Below are 17,195 nucleotides of genomic sequence, written 5' to 3'. Positions count from 1 at the left end.
CCCGGGCCGGCTAATAACCTTTGATCTCTCCGACCTTGGCAAACTGTACGTTCACGCACAGTCCGTCGGTGTCATCCGTGACGAAGGCGATCACTTCGCAGTTGGCCGTGTTGGCCAGTGCCAGATTCTGGACGTCGAACGTCGTCGTGTAGCAGACCGGATTGTTTGTCCTGAAACTCTTCGACTCGCCCTCAATCGACGGGGCATAGGCGCGCATCATGCGATACATTTCGGTCCTACCCATCGTCTGCTGTTCGGCCAAGATGCCATTCTCGGCCAGAGCCACGACGAGTTTGCCCGAGAAGTCCTTTTTCGAACCCACGGTGACCTTGACCGTAATGGTCGAACCTTCGAGCGTGCTTTCCAGCGCGATGGCTACATCCTTCGGTCCGTTGATGGCCATGGCTCGCAGTTCATCGGCCGTGAGCGTGTCGTGGTTGGCCGCTTTTTTGTTGCGGTTGATGAAGACTTTCGGGGCGACCGACTTGTTCAGCCCGAAGTATTCGCAGAAGTTGTCGGCAAACTGACGCGTCGTCAGGCTGTAATAGGTCGAGTAGATGCTGCTGTTGGAGTTGTGGATGCTCAGGGGAACGACCAGCGGCTGTGCATCCTTGCGCAGTTCGTCGATCAGCTTGATGACGGTGGGACAGTACTGGCAATTGGTCTTGGTGACGTCCTCGAGCAGTACGCGGTTGGTGAACGTGTAGCTCGACGAGGCCGTTACGGCGATGCTGTTGTCGACGTCGAGCCCGTTGAACTTTGCGGTGATCTGGACCGGAGTCAGCGAACCCTTTGTCGAGCTGTAACGGTTGCTCTGGAGCTGTTCGCCGTTGGCGAAGAAGGTGCCCTGGGCCGTGACATCGTAGCCTTCACGGGTCTTGAGCGTGAGCACGGTGAAATCACCGCCATCGGCGTAGATAGCGGTTTTCGAAGCCTGGAGCGTGATGCCATTGACATCTTCGCCCGATACGGCCGTGATGGTTATCGTGTTGGAGGTGACCCCGTCATAAACGGCTTTGAGCGTATAGCTTCCCGGGGTGGTAGTGGTGAATTCGGAGGTGGCAAGCGATTGATCGTTAGCGAAGAGTTCCGCTTTTGCCGTGACGTCCTCCGTGCCGTTATAATGAACTGTAAGAACGATTTTGTCCTTGCCGTCAGCCAGAAGGGACTGTTTGCTGACGGTCAATGCCAGAGTAGAGGTTAGAGGATCCTGTTCCTTTCCGTTACCGGACGAACATCCCCCCCCCCACAAGGTCATTCCAGCCATGATGCTGAACAATAGAGAGTTAAAGAGCCTTTTCATGTTAATTTGGGCGATTTTGATTGATTTGTTTTGTGGATTTTCTGTTATTGGATTGGTAGATAAAGAAACGTTTGCGAATAATCCGAGCCGAGGAATCGAATAATCCGGGTTTATGGGAGGGCCCTCTATAGTTTCCGATATTGTCACGGAAATCCCTGAAGGCTTGTCTGAATTCCACATTCGTTCTGTAGAAGCCGGTATTGATGACCTCCTTGCGCGGGAATCTCCAATGTCTTTCAATCAAATTGAAATTCGGGAGTGGGGTAGCAGGAATGTCTGCCTGATCTTCGTCCCGTCCACCCATTCCTTGAGTTTTTGTTGTGATAATAATGGGCATAGTCGGAACTGCCGGCTGAATTTCGTTGGAGTTTACGCAAAACTTCCATTTTTGATGTTAACCATTGAATCCCCATGCTGAAGTGATCCAAACTTATTTCATTTTTCATTCTCTTAAAAATCGTATCAAAATGTTATAGCACAGCGTACAAATAGAACTATTCCTTATATTATGGGCGACCAAACTCATATAGAGATATATTGTGTGTGGTAAAGATACGAAAAAAATGGGACATTACCTCATCTTTCCAAGGAAAAATGTGGTTGCGCCGGTTTTGGGCTGACAAAAACACAAACTTGCCTCGGTTAAACCTTCATTCCTCCCTTGGATCGTAATTGCGGTTTTCGGGATTCGGTCTTTGCCTCTTCCGAATCATTCCGAAGCCGTCTGCGGGCGATCCAAAAGTCGTTGAGATCCTTGTAATCGCGATAGAGTTGCGCGTGATCGACCATCCGGCTGCGGGGACACCGGCGGGTCAGTTCGGCGAGGGTGTGACGTCCCGTCTCGTTCAAGGGCTCCCGAACGGTGATGGGCCGATCCTCCTTGGTCTTTCGGGGAATGTACTCGATGGCTTCGTCGATCCTGTTTCGGCGGGTCATTTTGTGGAGGTCGCTTTCCGGTACAACTCGAAACGATGCAGGCAGCGTACCAACACCCAAACCATTGTTCCCCTTTTGTTCCCACACGGACTTATTCGCCAGCTCTTGAAATGGGATTGAATACGCTTGAACATTATCCTCCTTGCAATATATCGAATAGATGGAAAGCGATAAGTGTTTGTCGGGGAATTATTTTTAATATTGAAAATCAACATTTTTCTGCGATTTGAAAACCAATCATAGTACAAAACTAACTTTTGCGACAGATTTTAGGTCAAACAATGCAGATAATCGTAAAATAGTCCTATTTTTATGCAGGATTAGGGTTGTTATGGACGGGTTTCCTGCCACGAATAGGTAAGCGATAAATGGAAATATATAAACAAGAAAGGAGAACGTATACAATGAAAACGATAATCTTATTCGCAATGCTGGCAAGTCTTGTTTGCATGAGTTGCACCCACAAGCGGCAGCAAGCTCAACAGGAAGCAATACCAGATAAAGAGTTGTTTATCATGGAGAGTAGCGATACGGTAGCAGGCATCCAAGATGCATCGGTACATAAATATTCTATCACTTACGACACTCCGGAATGTTATCTTTGGTATGTTATGGATTTGCCGGATGAATATCAGGACCGACCGATTTCCATGTGGATGGAGCGTCCTATTTATGGGGAAAATGTACATCTTATCAATGTGTTCGTATCAAATCCGACATCGACCTCGCTGATGTATGGAAGAGGTTGGGCTGTAGAACGATGGAATGGAGAGGAATGGGTTATGGCTAAGACAAAAGGTGACATCGCTTGGTTTGATGATGGTTTTAACAAACAGAAAGCACCTTTATTGTATTGCTTTAGTTTGCCCATTGACAGGTATTATCATCTTTCCAAAGGAAAATATCGCATAAGCAAATCGTTTTATGCGAAAAGGGAAGAGATAAAATTGAATGCAGAATTTGAAATCAAGTGATTTATGAAACAAGGTTATCAAGTATTTACGTAATTAGAACAGTTGCTAACTTGATGTATTATCTTTGCAATCCTTGCTGCATATTCTCGATTTCCAATCATACTTGCCCTCTGCCGCATCGCCAACCTCTTTGAGTGTAAGGCGATGTTTTATTTCATCAAACGGCTACCGGCTCTCTGCATAGTCACAGGCCCATGCGCCGACCATATCCTGCTGTTCGGTCGTTTCCCCGTACTCCTGCATCACGCTCTTGATGTCGGCGGCTTCGGACGGGACGAAGAAAGACTTGTGCCGATCCGTAGCAAAATGGACAATCGCGTCAATGGCTCGCCTGAACACTTCGTTTGCCTTGCAGAGAATATCGACGGGCGGTATTGGTTCATTATGATCCGGCCTGAATCACGTATTGGAATTCAAATTTTGAACATGGGAAATTTAAACAAAATTTACAAGTTTATATGGTATAATGAAAGGGGGGGGGCAATTGGATGAGGACCGGAAACTCCAAAAAAGTCATCATTATAAACGCACGTTAAAACGGCTTAAATTGCGGTCTAATACTTTCAAATCAAGTGGTTAAAATTGCGTTGAAAGTCTTTGAAACGTAATTTTTTCTTGAAATTCTTGCACTAAAATTGCGATAAATTGCGGTTGCTGTTTTCTCTGACATCCATTTAAACCGCTGAATACCTTTTGCTTATCCAGATTCTTGCCTTTTGGAGTTTTCGCCCTGCCCCCTTGTCCCGGTTTGTTTTCCGATAAATTTTTGCTATCTTTGTAAAGGTTTGTTAGGTTCCTCGTGGAGGGTGGATCCTTTCGATCGTGGGGAAAGGCTCTCTCTTGGGAATTCTGTTGATATTTCTTTGGTTAATCTGCTCGTTCTAACCCTGTTTGAATGATGAAGTTTTATGCTCGGATAATTTCGCCCCTTTTTTTGCTTGTGGCTTTGTCGTTATGCGGTTCGCAGCAGGCGTTCGGACTTTGTGGAAAACGCAGCCGCAAGGCGTCCGCCGAACAGTGTGACACCACGAAAAGTTCGGCATACGACAAATTCTTCAAGGAGGAACACCGCATAGCCCGGGGCCTTTTCACGCTGCATGAGATGAAAGGGCGGGTCTATTTCGAGATCCCGCTCCGGCTGATGGATCGGAGCATGCTGCTCGGAACGACCATCTCGGCTACCAGCGACAACGGTCACGGAATCGTGGGCTCCAAGCCGAAAGAACCGCTTCATTTCGCATTCACGCGCGCGGGAGACCGGATCGCCATGCGGCTGATTTCGGAGCGGGCCGTTACCCCCCCCCTCCCGAATCATGCTGAAATAGAGCGAGCGCTCGCAACGAGCAATATCGGCGCTATTTACCGGTTGTTCGAGATCGAGACCTTTACGCCCGACAGTTCTGCGGTAGTCGTGGACGCCACGGATCTGTTTGTCAGCGATGACGAGCGGCTGTCGCCTTTCGACAAATACAGCCAGCACACGCTTTCGGGACGCCTCAAACGCAAGGAGTCGTTCGAAAAGGAGAAGTCCTACGTGACCGGAATCAAGTCCTTTTCGGATAACGTTTCGGTCAGCAGCAGCCTGAATTACCGGGTGACGATCTCGGAGCGCGGGCTGCGGGATGTGCCGGTTACGATCACTGCCACACGTTCCATCCTGCTGCTCGACAGCCTTCCCGTCAGCCCTCGGATCACCGACAGCCGCATCGCCGTTTTCCCGACGGGCAAGATGCTCTATTCTCCCACGACCCAGGGGGCCCGTCCGATATGGTATGCCAACCGCTGGCGGCTGGAGCCCTCGGACATCGAAGCCTACCGGCGCGGGGAGTTGGTGGACCCGGTCAAGCCGATCGTCTTTTACATCGACCGTAATTTTCCCCGCACGTGGCTTCCATACGTCATCGAAGGGGTGAATCAGTGGAGCGAACTTTTCGAGCAGATCGGTTTTCGCAATGCCGTCCAGGCGCGGCTTTTCCCCGAGGACGACCCCGAATTCGACCCCGACAACCTCAAATATTCGTGTGTGCGGTATGCCCCGGTGACGATTCAGAACGCCATGGGCCCCTCGTGGACCGATCCGCGCAGCGGCGAGATCGTCAGCGCCTCGGTCTATCTTTATCACGATGTGATCGAGCTGATCAACAACTGGCTTTTCATCCAGACCTCGCCGGCCGATCCGCGCGTGCGGCAGAAGCAGATTCCTCAGGAGATCATCGGCGACGCCCTGCGGTATGTGCTTTCGCATGAGATCGGGCATTGCCTGGGCTTCATGCACAACATGGGCGCGTCGTCCGTGATCCCCGTGGATTCGCTGCGGAGCCCCTCTTTCACCCGCGAGACGGGAACGACCACGTCGATCATGGATTACGCCCGTTTCAACTATGTCGCCCAGCCGGGCGATTTCGAGCGCGGCGTGCGGATGACGCCTCCGCGGTTCGGGGCTTACGACCGGTTTCTGGTGAAATGGAACTATACGCCGCTTTTCGCCGGGAGCCCCGAGGCGGAGTATGCGATCACCTCGCAATGGCTGCGCGAGGCGTCGGCCGATCCGGTCCTGCGCTACGGCAAGCAGCAATTCTCCGAGCCGCTCGACCCCCGATCCCTCTCCGAGGATCTGGGCGACGATCACGTCAGGGCTTCCGAATACGGCATCTCCAATCTGAAATACGTGCTTTCGCACCTCAATGCCTGGACCGAATCCGACGACCGGGATTACAGCTACCGCAAGGCCATCTACAACGGAATCGTCAACCAGTATTTCACCTATTTGAACCATGTCTATGCGGACGTGGGCGGAGTGTATCTGTACGAGAAACACGTCGGGGACTCGGTCGAACATTACCGGAGCGTTCCCCGCGAGCGCCAGGTCCGGGCGTTGGAATTCCTGTTGGAACAGCTCGACGACATGGAGTGGCTGGACGACCGGAGTGTTACGGGCAATCTGGGGCTGGTGGCTTCGGCCGCGGACGCCGTGTGCGAGGCTGTGATGAAAGCCGTCGTGGCGTCGCCTTCGAAAGTGGGGCTTTCGGCGGCGCTGGCCGAAAACGACGCCTTCACGCCCGAAGCGTGCATGTCGTTGATCTACGACCGAATCTGGGCCCCGACCCTTCGCCGGCAGGCGTTGAATCTCTCGCAGATCAAGCGGCAGCGTCTTTTCCTGGAGACGCTCGGCGAGGTGGCCGCATTGCGTGAAGAGGGAGATTCCAAGAGCCTTGCGGCCATGCGGCGGATGGAGGTTCCGGAGGCGTTCCGCACGGACCGGTCCCTGCTGTCGGACGCTTCGGCAGGCTGTCCGGGACCTGTGGCGGGGTATGACGATCCCATGCCGCTGTTTTACGAAGAGCGGCCGATGGAGGGGCTCGCCTATGACTGTGTGCTGAAGATCCGGCGCTTGCTGGAGGGGCAGCGGAACCATCCCGATCTGCAGACCCGGCTGCACTACCGTTCGCTGTTGCATACGATCGAATCCTATCTGAAATGACGGCGGTTATGAGAGAAAGATACGATATGCGATGGATCGTGACGCTGTTGATGCTGTTGCCGGTGCTGTGCGACGCGACGCCCGCGGCGGCCCGCAAGCGGCGCGCGACGGCTCCCGAACCGCGTAAGACGGCTTACGAACAGCTTTTCGCCGGTAAGAATCCCCGAACGGTGCAGGGATTGTTCACCCTGCATCTGCTCGACGGGGATGTCTATTTCGAGGTGCCCGATTCGATGCTCGGGCGTGACCTGCTGCTGGGGGTTACGGTGCTGTCGGTCAGCGACGGCGAGGAGTCGTCGGTCGGGATGCAGCCTTCGCGTCCGCGTCTTGTCGTTTTCCAGCGGACTGATTCGCTTTTGCAGATTGCCGCACTCGACAGCCGTTCGCGCAGCGACGATCCGGCGATCGGGCGGGCGTTGGCCGCGAGCCGGCAGCCCTCCGTGATCGCGTCGTTTCCCATCGAGGCGGTTACGCCCGACAGCAGCGGCGTCGTGGTGCGTGCGACATCGTTCTTCCGGAACGGCGAGAGTTACCTTTCGCCCAAGGACCCGGAGAGTTACAGCAGCCGCGACGGATTCGTCCTGCGGAGTTACGAATACCGTTCCGAAGCCTCCTGGATACGCGATATAGCGGCTTTTAACGACAATGTCTCGGTGGTGAGCGAGCTCTCCTACGAAGTCTCGGCCTACGCTTTCGGCGTGATTCCGCGGGGCGATCCTGAACTCTTCACGGCTGCCGTGCGGACATCGTTCCTGCTGCTGCCCGAACCGATGACGACGGTCCGTGAAGCGGATCTGCGCGTGGGCACCTCCACGTCGCGTTATGTCGAATACAGCGCTGACCGGCAGGGCGCCGAAGTCCGTTATTACGCCTCCCGGTGGCGGGTGGATGCCGGGCGTCCCATCGTCTTCTATCTCGACGAGCGTTTTCCGGCGGCGTGGAAACCCTATATCGAACGGGGCATACTGCTCTGGAACGATGCTTTCGAGCGGATCGGTCTTCCGCGGGCCATCGAGGTGCGGCGTGTCTCGGCGGAGGGGCTGCCCGACGTGAACGACATTCGCTATTCGGCCGTACGCTACGTTCCTTCGCCGGCCCGCGATCTGCGGTTCAACGCCTGGACCGATCCGCGAACGGGCGAGATCCTGAGCGCCAACATCTACATCAGCCACAATATCGGACCGCAGATTCAAACCGAACGGCTCCTTCAGACGGGAGCCGCCGATCCCGGGGCGCGGCGACTGGAACTCGACGAGGCGCTTTTCGGCGAGAGCCTGTCGGCAAAGGTGGCCCGTTATACGGGTTTTTGCCTGGGGCTGCTGCCCAACATGGGGGCTTCGCAGACGGTGCCGCTCGATTCGCTGCGCAGCGCGCATTATACGGCCGCGAACGGACTTTCGGCCTCGATTCTCGACGAGCTGCCGTTAAACTATGTGGCGCGTCCCGAAGATTTCCGGAACGGCGTGAAACTCTGTCAGACCTCGCTCGGGCCGTACGATTACCGCGCCGTCGAGTGGCTTTACGGCAACGGGGCGGTGAGCGACGATCCGTCGTGCCGTTTTCTGCGAGAACAGCCCGAAAAATTCGCGCTTGATCCCCGGGCACGGGCCTCGGATCTGGGCGACGATCCGCTGCGGGCGGCCGATGCCGGGCTGGCGAATCTTGCCGTTGTTCTGCACCATGTCTCGGAGTGGATCGACGACGAGGATGTCGATTATGCCTACCGTTCGGCCTTCCCCGAATCGGTTTCGTTCTATTGCAATGCGTTGTTCGGCTCCGTGATCGCCCGCTTGGGCGGAGTGCGGATCAACGAACGCTATGCCGGAGATGCAGGCCGGAGTTTCGAGCCGCTTCCCGCCGGGACGCAGCGTGAGGCGATGCGGTGGCTGTTGTCGCGGCTCGACGATCTGGAATGGCTCGACAGCCGTTCGCTGATCGTGGGGGAAGGGCTCAATCCCGGAATCGCGGATTTCATCCGTACGGAGACCTTCGACCGGATTCTGGGAAGCCTGGACCGCATTGCGCTCTGCGCTTCGTTGACCGACGGGGAGGCTTACACGCGCGCGGAGGCGCTGGACGACCTCTCGGCCTATCTTTGGGATAATGCGGACCCGGCAGACGAACTGGTCAAACAGCCGCTGCAACTGCGATTCCTGGATCGGTTGCTGGCTCTTGCCGAACAGGCCGCGGGCCGGAAATCGAAGCTGCGTTCGGACTATTTCGCCGAGGCTGTGACGGCGGAGAATTCCGCAGACTTCGCTCCGCTTGTCGGGGTTTCCTACCTCACGCGGCCCGAGGACGGCCATCTGCTCTACGGCGTGCTGCTCGACTGCCGGGATCGGATTGCGGCCGCCCGGAATCGGAGCGCCTCGCCGCAGATGCGGGGACACTACGCATTGCTGCTGCGCCGGGTGACGCACTTTCTTGAAAACAAGTGATGATAAGTTTGTACACCTATAACGATTGAGGCCTATGAAGATGATTTTACGCGAAGCCTTGATTCTGCTGTCGGTTCTGTTGCAGTGCGGTGCTGCGTTCGCACAGCCGCGGTCCGTCACGGGGCGGGTTGCGGATGTGAACGGGATGCCCGTGGTCGGGGCGACGGTGGTCGTGAAGGAGGCGCGCAACAGCGGGGCGATCACGGATTCCGACGGACGCTACCAAATCCGGATTCCCGAAGGCGGCAAGACCCTTCTGTTTTCATTTGTCGGTTATCAGACGCAGGAGCAGGTCGTGGCTCCCGGGCGTACACGTTTGGACGTGGTTCTGCAACCCTCCTCCATGGAGATCGAACAGGTCGTCGTGACGGGCTATTCGCAGACCACGGTCAAGAAGGTGACCGGTTCGGTGGGTATCCTGACGGCCGATGAACTGCAACTCAAGCCGCAGACCTCGGTCGACGCCATGATGCAGGGCGAGTTGGCCGGTGTCACGGTTACGCCGACTACAGGGCGCCCCGGAGCCAGTCAGCGGATCCGGATCCGCGGTATTGCCAATCTTTCGGGAAATACGACTCCGCTGTGGGTGGTCGACGGCGTTCCGTTGCAGAATGAGGGCCCGAGTACGAATCTGAGTTCGAATGAGCTCAAGGCCGGCGGTTTCGACGACATTTTCATCTACGGGATCGGCGGGGTGAATCCGAGCGATATCGAGTCGATCGTCGTGCTGAAAGACGCCGCGGCGGCGGCAATCTACGGATCGCGGGCTGCGAACGGCGTCATCGTGGTGACCACCAAACGGGGCAAGGCCGGGAAGATGAAGGTCAATTTCTCGTCGAATGTCACCGTTTCGTTCCGCCCCCAGCGGCAGCCGTCGTTGATGAATACGGCCGAGAAACTGGCCTGGGAGCAGGAACTCTGGGACGAATTCGCCGCGGAGAAGTATGCACAGTCGCTTCTGGATCCGTCGGTGATCTATCCCACGGTGGGTATCGTGGGACAGGTGCGTTCGGGACAGCTGGCCTTCTCGCATCTGAAGGGCGACACGGCTGCTCAGGATGCCTATCTGAGTTCGCTGGCTGCGACCGATACCGACTGGTATGACGTGATTCTGCGCAATGCCGTCTCGGTGAATGGCCATGTCTCGGTGAGCGGCGGTTCGGAGGCCTACAACTACTACCTTTCGCTGGGTTATACCAACGACCAGGGCATGCTCATCGAAGACAGTGCCGACCGCTATACCTTCAAGGCCAATCTGGGCTTCAAACCCACCCGCCGTTTCTCCTTCGATGTGGGCGCCGATATCTCCTGCCGGAAGGCCAATACGCCGAATCCGAGCGTCGATCCCTTCACCTATGCCTATTTCGCCAACCCCTACGAGAAGCCCTACAACGAGGATGGCAGCTATGCCAACGACCAGACGTGGCTCTCACTGCCGAACTACAACCGCGATACCTATGAGGATCTGCCCGAGAAGGGGTTCAACATCCTGCGGGAGATCGAGGGCAACAAGACGAAGACCGATTACGTTTCGACGGAGGTCCGTCTGGGGATGGAGTACAAACTGCTGGAGAATCTGAAGTTTGAAGGACTGGCCTCCTATAACTTCAACAACAATGATACGCAGACTACCCGGGAGGAGGATACGTACGGGGCCTATCAGGATCGCTTGAGCATCCATCGTACGCACAACGGCAATCTCTACGGCTCCATTCTGGAAAACAAGAGCCGTCGCACGGGGTATCTGCTGCGCGGGCATCTCACCTATGTCGGGGAGTACGGCGACGGCCATACGTTGAATGTGGTCGGAGGCGCCGAATTGCGGGGCAATGATTCGCACACGCTCTTCAACAAACGGTTCAATTACGACCCGCGGACCGGCAATACGGCTTTGCCACCGATCGAAAAACCCTCGGAGAGCACGCTGCGGGAGATCGAGCGTCTGACGGGCGAGTATTTCACCAAGTCCCGCTATGCGTCGTTCTACCTTTCGGCCGACTATTCGTTCCGGGACCGTTATATTCTGAGCGTCACGGGGCGTGCCGACGGCAGCTCCTATTTCGGCACGCATGCGCAGTTCAATCCCAACTGGAGTGTGGGCGGAGCCTGGATTCTGACCGAGGAGCCCTTCATGGCATCGGCCCGCAAGGTGCTCCAATACGCCAAACTGAAAGCCTCTTACGGCTTTACGGGAAATATCGTGACGAGCGCCTCGCCGCAACTGATGATGAACTATTCGCTGCAGACCTATCGGGAGTATCAGTCGCAGAACCACCTGGTTGGAACGATCTCTTCGGCGCCCAATCCGAATCTGGGGTGGGAGAAGGTCAACGACGTGAAGGTGGGTCTGGACCTGGCATTCCTGAACGGCCGGCTTTCGCTCGAAACGGAGTATTACAGACGTCTGACCAAAGGCGCCGTGGACGACAAGCCGCTTTACGTAACCACGGGATTCACCCATCAGGCGGCCAATTTCGCCCGTCTGCGCAACCGGGGTATCGAGTTCACGCTCCGGGGCGGGATCGTTCAGACCCAGGACTGGACGCTGGATGCTTCGGTCAATTTCGCTTTCAACTCGAACAAGGTGCTCGAATATGCGAGTTCGGTATCGTTCCAGCACATGAAGCTCAACTACTACGAGGGCTATCCGGCCCGGGCGCTCATTGGCGGCAAGGTGGTCGGGATCGACCCCCTGACGGGTCTTTACGAATTCAAACTTCGCCCCGATGCGGTCATTTCGAGCGATGCAGACTACACCGACGAAGCCAACTACCTCTACTATCTGGGGAATCGGGAGGCGCCGTTCAACGGCGGTTTCAACATTTCGGCCGGATACCGGAATCTGCGTCTGTCGGTCAACGGCGTCTTTTCGTTCGGGTCTTATGCCTATGACCGCAACGAGTCGCCGGCGACTTACAGCCAGATCGCTGCGGGAAGCGTCTCCACGATGGACCGGGCGCAGACTGAGTACAGCGACCTGTATTCGAACCACCTGAATGTCTGGAAAGACCGCACCGACCGTTGGACGGAAACGAACACTACGGGGACGAAATACCCGCGGATCTACGACTCGTTCGACGCGAAGTACCATTTCGACCAGTCGAATCCGACCTCCAATGCCGTGGTCGATGGAATCTATATCTACAAGATTTCGTACGTGCGGATCAAGAACATCACGCTCTCCTACTCGTTGCCGCGCAAGGTGGTCAACCGGGGCGGATTCGATGCCGTGAGCTTCAACGTAAGTCTGGCCAACTTCTTTACATTCACCGATTACAAGGGCATGGACCCGGAGGTTCCGGGCGCGATCTATCCCACGACGCGCTCCGTGACGTTCGGCGTGACGCTCGGATTCTAAAAACAGCGGATTATGAAACGGAAAATATGGATGATAGTCCTGGCAACGCTGCTTTTCGGCGGATGCAAACGTTATCTCGACGTGACGCCGCAGGGAAAGATCATTCCTGAAACGGAGGAGGATTTCGAAGCCTTGCTGAACAACATGCTGTATGCCATCGAGGAGGGTACGGACGAAGATATTCTGGGCTGCTACGACCGGGTGATTCTCTACGAGTCGATTTCCGACAATCTCGATGCGAACATCTCGGCCGGGCGTCTGACGCTCTATGCGGGCGATGTGGCGAACAACTTTCAGAAGGGGTATTACGAGGGTCTTTATTCGGCGATCAAGGATTGTAACCTGATTCTGGAGTACATGCTCGAAAAGGACTCTGCGAAGGCCCGGGCGTTGTGTGCCGCAGCCTATGCCATCAAGGGCGTATGCTATTACAATTTGATCCGGATCTACTGCGAGCCGTACGATGCGGCGACGGCCTCCTCTCTGCCGGGCATTCCCATTGTCGAGCACTTCGACGTGGAGAGCGATGCGGTGCCCGATCGCAATACCCTTGCACGGAGCTACGAGTATGCGGTATCGCTCCTCCGCAAGGCGGTCGACTACCACATGACCGACGAATCGTATCTCTTCACCGAGGCGGTGGCCAAGACCTACCTGGCCAAGCTCTATTTCTGGGCGGAAGAGTGGTCCGAGGTGATTCCGCTGTGCGAGGAGCTGCTGGCCGTACCGTCCTACGCCCTTGCAGACAGAAGCGTCTATACGGAGTCGATCCAGTCTTACGGCGAGCAGTTGCAGGAGGTCATCATCCGCGACCGTACGACGGGTGATGACGATGTGAAGACGCTCTACGACGAGACTTTTCGGCAATACCTGAGCACGCGGCCGGTGAATGCCACGCTGTTGAAGCTCTTCGGTGCGGAGCCGCAGAAGGATATTCGCTGGGGCATCATGTGTGATGCCAAACGGGTCAATCAGAAGACCGTGACGGCCCGGATCCGGGGATCGGAGCTGCATCTGATGCTTGCCGAGAGTTATGCCCACCCGGGGGCGCAGCAGGACGAGGCGAAGGCCTTGTCGCTGCTCAACGAACTGCGCCGCAAGCGTATCGAAGATGTTGAGGATTACACGCTTCGGACGCTTCCCGAGCCGGACCGCGAGGCGCTGATCACGGTGGATGCCACGGGCAAGCCCCTCACGCCGTTGATTTCCGCCATTCTGGACGAGCGGCGCAAGGAGCTCTACATGGAGGGCGACCGCTGGTTCGAACTCAAACGCAACGGTCGTCCCGAGTGGTGGGTAATCCAGCAGTCGGGCAGTACGCTGCCGGTCAAATATGTCACGCGGAAGTATCTCTATACGATGCCCGTGAGTGTCCGGGACATCCGGAACAGTCAGGGCCAGATTGCGCAGAACCCGGGTTATGAATTTTGATTTTGAAACGGAAGACCATGAAACGGAAAAACTGGTTGTTGCTCGGAGCGCTGGCCGTAGCGGCGTTACTGGGATTTTTTGCCGCAGGATGCGACAAGTATGACGATGTGCCGCCGCGGAGCTCGGGCGGATCGTACGATCTGCTGCCGATCGTCGGCGAATCGGCATCGGCCGAGGAGCTTGAAAGGTGGCGGGAGATTCGTTCGGAGTACGAAACGGCGGTTGGAAATTGATACTCTGATTGTTTCACTAAATAAAGACGGATTATGAAAAAGTATTTGTATTTGTCCGTGGCGCTTCTGACGACATTGTCGCTGGGCGCGTGCGGCGATGACGACGGACCCGGATCGGGCTCGGATGCCAATGTGCAATTTTCAACATCGTCCTATACGCTGGACGACGAACCGATCGACGTCAAGGTGGTAGCGTCGCAGGCTGCGGCGTCGGATCTGAATATCGGATTCACGGTCGGCGGTACTGCCACGGCGGCCGATTACGAGCTTTCCGCGCAGAGCTTCCTGCTCGAAGCCGGCAAGACCGAGGCAACCGTCACCGTAACGCCCAGGCAGGCATTCGAGGCGGCCAAGACCCTGACCCTGACGTTGACCTCCGGAACGGGTTATACGATCGGGCGGGTTGCTTCCACGACGGTAAATCTGGTCGAGTCGAGCGTTTATGTCTACAGCTTCACAACGGCGGAGGCAGAATTGCAGGAGTCGCTGGATATTACGCTGACCGTGGGCGACGATAACTTCAAGGCGCCTAAGGATCTCGAATTGCCGTTCGAGGTCCTTTCGGGCTCGACGGCCGAGTTGGGTAAGCACTTCCTGGTGAAGGACGACGCCACCTCTTTCATCGTTCCGAAAGACGGCAACACGGCGACGCTGACGCTGCTCCCGGGGCCCGAGGTGGATCCGTCCAATCCCGCGACGCTGAAGCTCGGCGTGGATGAACAGGGTGGCCGTTTCATTGCCGGAGAGATTCCGAGTGTCACCGTTACGGTCAAGGGCCTGCTTTCGTATGCGGCGCTGGCCGGCACGTGGCAGCACAAGGAGTTGATCGGTCTGGAGGAACTTGAAGAATTTGCGATGCTTGAAGAGATGGATGTTGACGCGATTCCGAGCCACAACGACGGTTTTACGATTTCGATCACGGATGAAGGGGACCATGCGATGTTCACGCCGTCGAGCACGGGCGATCTGGCCGATCTCTTCCGGACGTGCGACATGACCTATACCGCACCTTTCAACGTGCAGGAGGCGGGCAAAGTGAGCGGGTCTTATACAACGGTCGGTGAGGGATATTTCTGGTTCGATGAAGGTTCGTTCGATCTGACTTATTTCCAGTTGAGCAGCGGAAACCGCTCTTTCGAGAATTCGAACGAAAAACTTGGTAAGTTGACTATCGCGCTCATGCTGGACAAGGACGGATCGATGATCCTCTTCCTGCGCGATTACGACGAGCCTCCCTTCCTGCCTTTGTGGTGGTATACGGATCATTTTGAAACCGACTTCTTCGGTTTTGGGTATCGTTTCGAGAAGGTTGTGCGATAGCCGTCTCTGCAATTCGGGAAAGCACCTCTCCTCTTACGCGAGGTGCTTTCCCTTTTGTTTTCGATCCGGAGTCGCCCGAATCGTTTCGTTCGTATAAAAAGAGTTTGCCATGAAGAGTTGTTTACGGTTGTTGTGGGGCATCGTGCTGCTCGGGTGCTGCGCCTGCTCGACTTCGCAGGATCGGACGACGCTGTTGGAGGTTTCGCCCCGGAGTGTCGTGTTGCCGCACGAGGGCGGGGATGAATGGGTCGAATTGCAGGCCGACGGAGCCTGGACCTCGGAGGTGTCGCCTCCGATAGCGCGGGAGTGGCTGACGGCCGAACCCGCCTCGGGCGGAGCCGGGAAATATCGGGTCCGGCTGCACGTCGCACCGAACGCGGATTTCGCACAGCGCGATGCCTCGGTCTATTTCGATGCGGCGGAGCTTTCGCAGGTGGTTGCGGTTACGCAGGCTCCGACCCTCGTGACGCCCGGACGACTCGAATTGCCAGCTCTCAATACTACCGAGTATCTGACGGTCGGATCGGCTTCCGAACCGCTCGAAGTCATGCTCTCCCCGCAGGCGGAGTGGTGTACGGCCGTGGTCGAGGGGACGCGGATGCGCATCCGCGTCTTGACGAATCTCGGCGCGGAAAGGTCCGTGACGTTGCATGTGACGGCCGGCCGGTTCACGCAGGAAGTCGTTCTCGTGCAACAGGCCTTCGATCCGGTGAAAAACTACGGTGACGGCGAGGTCGTTGCGTTGCAACGGGCCACATCCGGAAACGGCGTGTGTCTGGTCGTCGTGGGGGACGGCTACACGCTTGCCGAAATGGCCCGGAGAACGGGGAAATATGAAACCGACATGCGGCGAGCGGTCGAAGCCTTCTTCTCGGTCTATCCTTACAGCGCCTACCGCTCCTATTTCGATGTCTACATGCTGACTGCGATTTCCGAGGAGGCGGGCATGAGTTGTGTCTCTCCGGCGGAGACCGTGGATACGAAATTCTCGACGCTGTGGCAGGGGGTATCGACCTCGATTTCGTGCGATGACGGAGCCGTCCGCGACTGGCTGACGCGGGTGACGGCACTGACGGGGCGCCGCATGCAGGATTTGACGGTCGTCATGCCGATCAACCGGGCGGTGTATGCCGGGACCAGTCTGATGTGGACCGACGGTTTTTCGATCTCTATGATTCCTGTCGGAAGCAGTTTCGACAAACTTGTGGTGCACGAGGCCGGCGGACACGGTTTCGCCAAGCTGCTCGACGAATACGTCTATTACGAGACCGAGATTCCGGCGAAAACTCGGAACGAAATCGAGAGTTTAAAAAACTTTGGATTCTATATCAATGCGGACTTTTCGTCCGACATCTCCCAGACGACGTGGCGGGATTTCGCCGCGCTGCCCGATTATCCGATGGTCGGAACCTATCCCGGGGCGGGCACCTACCGTTCGGGGATCTGGCGTCCGGAAGAGAACAGCTGCATGAACGACAATGTCGCCTATTTCAATGCCCCGAGCCGATGGGCCCAGATCCGGCGTATCCGGAGGCTTGCCGGCGAGCCGGATTATACGTTCGCCGCGTTTCTGCTCGAGGATCAGCGCCCGGCTTATCCGGTCGGAACGCGCTCGGGAATCGGGGATTTGTCCCGCTTCGTGCCGTCGGGGCCTCCCGTGGTCATCATGGAGCCGTCGGACCGTTGAGCGGCGAAGTCCTTTGTTCGGAGCGGACGGATGT

General features: G+C 56.4%; 10 protein-coding genes and 1 pseudogene. 8 read left to right on the top strand and 3 right to left on the bottom strand.

Going from position 1 to position 17,195, the window contains the following annotated elements:
- Positions 1-10 precede the first annotated feature (10 nt).
- A complete protein-coding gene (locus B5G09_RS01795) occupies positions 11-1,186 on the bottom strand; it encodes an Omp28-related outer membrane protein (RefSeq protein WP_162608224.1) in 1,176 nt (391 codons plus the stop codon).
- A 759-nt stretch (positions 1,187-1,945) separates the two neighbouring features.
- Positions 1,946-2,239, bottom strand: coding sequence for a hypothetical protein (locus B5G09_RS01790; protein WP_206384401.1), 294 nt, complete (start codon positions 2,237-2,239; stop codon positions 1,946-1,948).
- 404 nt (positions 2,240-2,643) lie between these two features.
- Between B5G09_RS01790 and B5G09_RS01785 the strand changes: the two genes are divergently transcribed.
- Positions 2,644-3,213, top strand: a complete 570-nt coding sequence (locus tag B5G09_RS01785; protein ID WP_087403764.1) for an immunoglobulin-like domain-containing protein — start codon at positions 2,644-2,646, stop codon at positions 3,211-3,213.
- 45 nt (positions 3,214-3,258) lie between these two features.
- On the opposite strand, the pseudogene B5G09_RS14270 reads toward B5G09_RS01785, so the two are convergent.
- Positions 3,259-3,576 (bottom strand): annotated as a pseudogene (locus B5G09_RS14270) (hypothetical protein); the annotation flags it as partial.
- A gap of 577 nt (positions 3,577-4,153) precedes the next feature.
- Here B5G09_RS14270 and B5G09_RS01775 point away from each other — a divergent pair.
- The 7 genes from B5G09_RS01775 (at position 4,154) to B5G09_RS01745 (ending at position 17,161) form a co-directional block, all read left to right on the top strand.
- Entirely contained in the window at positions 4,154-6,694 is a 2,541-nt protein-coding gene (locus tag B5G09_RS01775) for a zinc-dependent metalloprotease (protein ID WP_241147538.1), read from the top strand.
- An 8-nt stretch (positions 6,695-6,702) separates the two neighbouring features.
- Entirely contained in the window at positions 6,703-9,132 is a 2,430-nt protein-coding gene (locus B5G09_RS01770; protein ID WP_162608223.1) for a zinc-dependent metalloprotease, read from the top strand.
- Positions 9,133-9,166: 34 nt separating this feature from the next.
- Positions 9,167-12,490: a SusC/RagA family TonB-linked outer membrane protein gene (locus B5G09_RS01765; protein WP_087403762.1), complete on the top strand. Its 3,324-nt coding sequence runs from the start codon at positions 9,167-9,169 to the stop codon at positions 12,488-12,490.
- A gap of 12 nt (positions 12,491-12,502) precedes the next feature.
- Positions 12,503-13,921 (top strand): RagB/SusD family nutrient uptake outer membrane protein, encoded by a 1,419-nt coding sequence (locus tag B5G09_RS01760; RefSeq protein WP_087403761.1) that lies wholly within the window; start codon positions 12,503-12,505, stop codon positions 13,919-13,921.
- A gap of 17 nt (positions 13,922-13,938) precedes the next feature.
- On the top strand, positions 13,939-14,154 hold the full coding sequence (locus B5G09_RS01755) for a hypothetical protein (RefSeq protein WP_087403760.1): 216 nt from the start codon (positions 13,939-13,941) through the stop codon (positions 14,152-14,154).
- A 33-nt stretch (positions 14,155-14,187) separates the two neighbouring features.
- Positions 14,188-15,474, top strand: a complete 1,287-nt coding sequence (locus B5G09_RS01750; protein ID WP_143256449.1) for a hypothetical protein — start codon at positions 14,188-14,190, stop codon at positions 15,472-15,474.
- Positions 15,475-15,583: 109 nt separating this feature from the next.
- Positions 15,584-17,161 carry a M64 family metallopeptidase gene (locus B5G09_RS01745; protein WP_087403758.1) on the top strand — a complete coding sequence of 526 codons (1,578 nt, stop codon included), beginning with the start codon at positions 15,584-15,586 and terminating at the stop codon, positions 17,159-17,161.
- Positions 17,162-17,195 lie beyond the last annotated feature (34 nt).

It is taken from the genome of Alistipes sp. An54 (assembly GCF_002159375.1).
Taxonomy (GTDB): Bacteria; Bacteroidota; Bacteroidia; order Bacteroidales; family Rikenellaceae; genus Alistipes; species Alistipes megaguti.
The sequence above is the reverse complement of the archived record's forward strand: the minus strand, read 5'-3'. Positions and strand labels throughout refer to the sequence as shown.

Excerpts from the sequence above, each read along its gene's own strand:
- B5G09_RS01790 (WP_206384401.1), bottom strand. The coding sequence starts at position 2,239 with ATGACCCGCCGAAACAGGATCGACGAAGCCATCGAGTACATTCCCCGA.
- B5G09_RS01750 (WP_143256449.1), top strand. The coding sequence starts at position 14,188 with ATGAAAAAGTATTTGTATTTGTCCGTGGCGCTTCTGACGACATTGTCG.
- B5G09_RS01760 (WP_087403761.1), top strand. The coding sequence starts at position 12,503 with ATGAAACGGAAAATATGGATGATAGTCCTGGCAACGCTGCTTTTCGGC.
- B5G09_RS01785 (WP_087403764.1), top strand. The coding sequence starts at position 2,644 with ATGAAAACGATAATCTTATTCGCAATGCTGGCAAGTCTTGTTTGCATG.
- B5G09_RS01755 (WP_087403760.1), top strand. The coding sequence starts at position 13,939 with ATGAAACGGAAAAACTGGTTGTTGCTCGGAGCGCTGGCCGTAGCGGCG.
- B5G09_RS01765 (WP_087403762.1), top strand. The coding sequence starts at position 9,167 with ATGAAGATGATTTTACGCGAAGCCTTGATTCTGCTGTCGGTTCTGTTG.
- B5G09_RS01770 (WP_162608223.1), top strand. The coding sequence starts at position 6,703 with ATGAGAGAAAGATACGATATGCGATGGATCGTGACGCTGTTGATGCTG.
- B5G09_RS01745 (WP_087403758.1), top strand. The coding sequence starts at position 15,584 with ATGAAGAGTTGTTTACGGTTGTTGTGGGGCATCGTGCTGCTCGGGTGC.